This is a genomic window from Rhodococcus sp. R1101 (assembly GCF_000278445.1).
In the GTDB taxonomy this organism is placed as follows: domain Bacteria; phylum Actinomycetota; class Actinomycetes; order Mycobacteriales; family Mycobacteriaceae; genus Rhodococcus; species Rhodococcus gordoniae.
Map to the genome: position 1 here is coordinate 1 of NZ_AJVB01000504.1, position 2,708 is coordinate 2,708.

Annotated in this window: 3 protein-coding genes and 1 pseudogene; 3 read left to right on the forward strand and 1 reads right to left on the reverse strand. The window is 72.1% G+C overall.

The features are described 5' to 3' along the window. Nucleotides 1–196, forward strand: a pseudogene (locus tag R1101_RS27820) (DMT family transporter); the annotation flags it as partial. Here R1101_RS27820 and R1101_RS0120610 read toward each other — a convergent pair. Then, nucleotides 150–794, reverse strand: a complete 645-nt coding sequence (locus tag R1101_RS0120610) for a class I SAM-dependent methyltransferase (protein ID WP_157179191.1) — start codon at nucleotides 792–794, stop codon at nucleotides 150–152. The pseudogene R1101_RS27820 and the gene R1101_RS0120610 sit on opposite strands and share 47 nt — an antisense overlap. Nucleotides 795–1,098: 304 nt before the next feature. Between R1101_RS0120610 and R1101_RS0120615 the strand changes: the two genes are divergently transcribed. Together R1101_RS0120615 and R1101_RS27825 are read left to right on the forward strand one after the other, a co-directional pair. Continuing rightward, the gene (locus tag R1101_RS0120615; protein WP_016935180.1) at nucleotides 1,099–2,487 is read left to right on the forward strand and encodes a hemolysin family protein; all 1,389 of its coding nucleotides are present in this window, start codon (nucleotides 1,099–1,101) and stop codon (nucleotides 2,485–2,487) included. Beyond that, nucleotides 2,484–2,708: CNNM domain-containing protein (locus tag R1101_RS27825; protein WP_037224346.1), on the forward strand; the 225-nt coding region annotated here is incomplete at its 3' end. The genes R1101_RS0120615 and R1101_RS27825, both read left to right, overlap by 4 nt.

Here is a 2,708-nt window from a genome sequence, read left to right on the forward strand (position 1 = left end):
CGCCGCGATCGTGCTCGGCACGACCGTGCTCGGCGAACACCTCCGCGCCGACGGCCCCGCCCTGATCCTCGTCGGTGCCGCCGTCGCCGTGATGCTGGTGACCACCGTGGCGCTCTCCCGCGCCCAGGCCGCCGACAGCCCCGCCGCGGCTAAGCCCGTCCCAGCACCGCCACCAGAAACTCCGCATCGTCGCTGAACGGCCGCAGATCCCAGGTCGACAACCGCAGCTGTGCCGCCAGCCCCGCCGCGGCCGCGTCGGCGAAGAACGCCTCGAACGGATAGTCGCGGCCCGCCCCGAAGCCGATCACCACCCGGCCCTGCGGCGCCAGATGCGCCGCGAAATTGCGCAGCACCGCCACCCGCGTCGACGGCGCCACGAAGGTCATCACATTGCCCGCGCACACGATCACATCGAACTCGGCGGCGACCCCGCGGGACGGCAGATCCAGCTCGGCCAGATCCCCGACCAGCCACCGCGGCCCCGGATGATCCTCCTCCGCCGCCGCGATCAGCACCGGATCCACATCCACCCCCACCACCGTGTGCCCGGCCCGGTGCAGATACCCACCGAGCCGGCCCGGCCCGCACCCGGCATCGAGGATCCGTGCCCCGCGCGGCACCATCGCATCGATCAACCGGGCCTCCCCGACGGTGTCCTGCCCCCGGGCGGCCATGGTGCGGAACCGCTCGACATACCACGACGAATGCGCCGGATTCTGCGCCACCATCTCCTCCCACAGGCTCGGCACCCGCTCCGCGCCGCCGCCGTGTTCCGGACCCTCGCCGCTGCTCATTCCCACTCCTTCGTCCCTCGACAACACCTGCTCGACCCTCACCGTAGGCGCCGCACCGTCGTCGGCACCGCGACACACGGCACCGGCCATCAGTAGAATCAGGACCCGTCGACACCACTTCCGGCAAGCGGACACCGTCCGCGACCGGACCCGACGAGAGGACACCGGTGCCCGCGGCACCCGCAGCCACCCCACCACCCGACACCACCTCCCCCGGCGCGGAGTGCGACTCCGGGTCGGAGGGATCCTCTACCGGGCCGGGTCCCCGACCCGGCCCCCACTCCCCCCGGCAGGGCCGCCCCTGATGTCCGTCCTGCTCGACATCGCCGCCCTCCTCGGCTTCGTGGCGCTCACCGCCGGCACCGCCCTGTTCGTCGCCGCCGAGTTCTCCCTGACCGCCCTCGAACGCAGCACCGTCGACGCGCACGCCCACGACGGCGACCGCCGCGCCCGGCAGGTCCAGCACGCGCACCGCACCCTGTCCTTCCAGCTGTCCGGCGCCCAGCTCGGCATCACCATCACCACCCTGATCACCGGCTATCTCGCCGAACCGATCCTCGCGCAGTTCTTCACCCCACTGTTCGACGCGCTCGGCCTGAGCACCTCCGTCGCCGCGACCGTCTCCCTGATCCTCGCGCTGCTCCTCGCCACGTCCTTCTCCATGGTCTTCGGCGAACTCGTCCCCAAGAACATCGCCATCGCCCGCCCGATGGGCACCGCCCGCGCCACCGCCGGCCTCCAACTGGCGTTCTCGCTGCTGTTCCGCTGGGCGATCCTCGGTCTCAACGGCGCCGCCAACCACATCGTGCGACGCCTCGGCATCGAACCCGCCGAGGAACTGCGCTCGGCGCGCTCCCCGCAGGAACTCGGCTCCCTGGTGCGCGCCTCGGCCCGCAGCGGCACCCTCGACGAGCACACCGCCCGCCTGGTCTACCGGTCGCTGCAGTTCGGGAACCGCACCGCCGAAGACCTCATGACCCCGCGCAGCACCGTCGAGAGCCTGGACCGGAACGCGACGGTGCTCGATCTCATCGAGTTGTCCGCCCGCACCGGCTACTCCCGCTTCCCGATCGTCGACGGCGACCTCGACGCCCCGCTCGGCGTCGTGCACGTCAAACACGCCTTCACCGTGCCCGGCCCGGCACGCGGCACCACCGCCGTCGGCGCCCTCGCCCGCCGCGTGCCCACCGTGCCGTCCAGCCTCGACGGCGACACCGTGATGGAACGGGTGCGCTCCGACGGCATGCAGGTCGCCCTCGTCGTCGACGAATACGGCGGCACCGCCGGCCTGATCACCATGGAGGACCTCGTCGAGGAGATCGTCGGCGACGTCCGCGACGAACACGACGAAACCGAACTCGACGCGCACCGCGACGGGGACGGCTGGTCGTGCACCGGGCTGCTGCGCACCGACGAGGTGGCCCAGCTCACCGGCTACCACGCCCCCGACGGCGACTACGAAACCCTCGCCGGGCTGATCCTCACCGAACTCGGCCGCATCCCCGAGGTCGGCGACGAGATCCAGCTGCCGCTGCGCCGCGGCGAACGCGACCTCACCTGGTACGGGCGCATCCTCGACATGGACGGGCACCGCATCGACCGGGTACTGCTCGTGCCCGGCGCGGCCCCCGAGGACGACCCCGCCGAGGACGACCCGGCCCCCGACACCGACGAGGGCGGTGCGCAGCGATGAACGACTGGTTCGCGATCGTCTTCGCCGTGCTGCTGCTCGCCGGCAACGCCTTCTTCGTCGGCGCCGAGTTCTCCCTCATCACCGTCCGCCGCGACCGGCTCGAGACGCTGCTCGCCCAGGGCAAGACCCGCGCCCGCACCGTCATCCGCGCCGGCGAACACCTCTCGCTCATGCTCGCCGGCTCCCAGCTCGGCATCACGATCTGCTCGATCCTGCTCGGC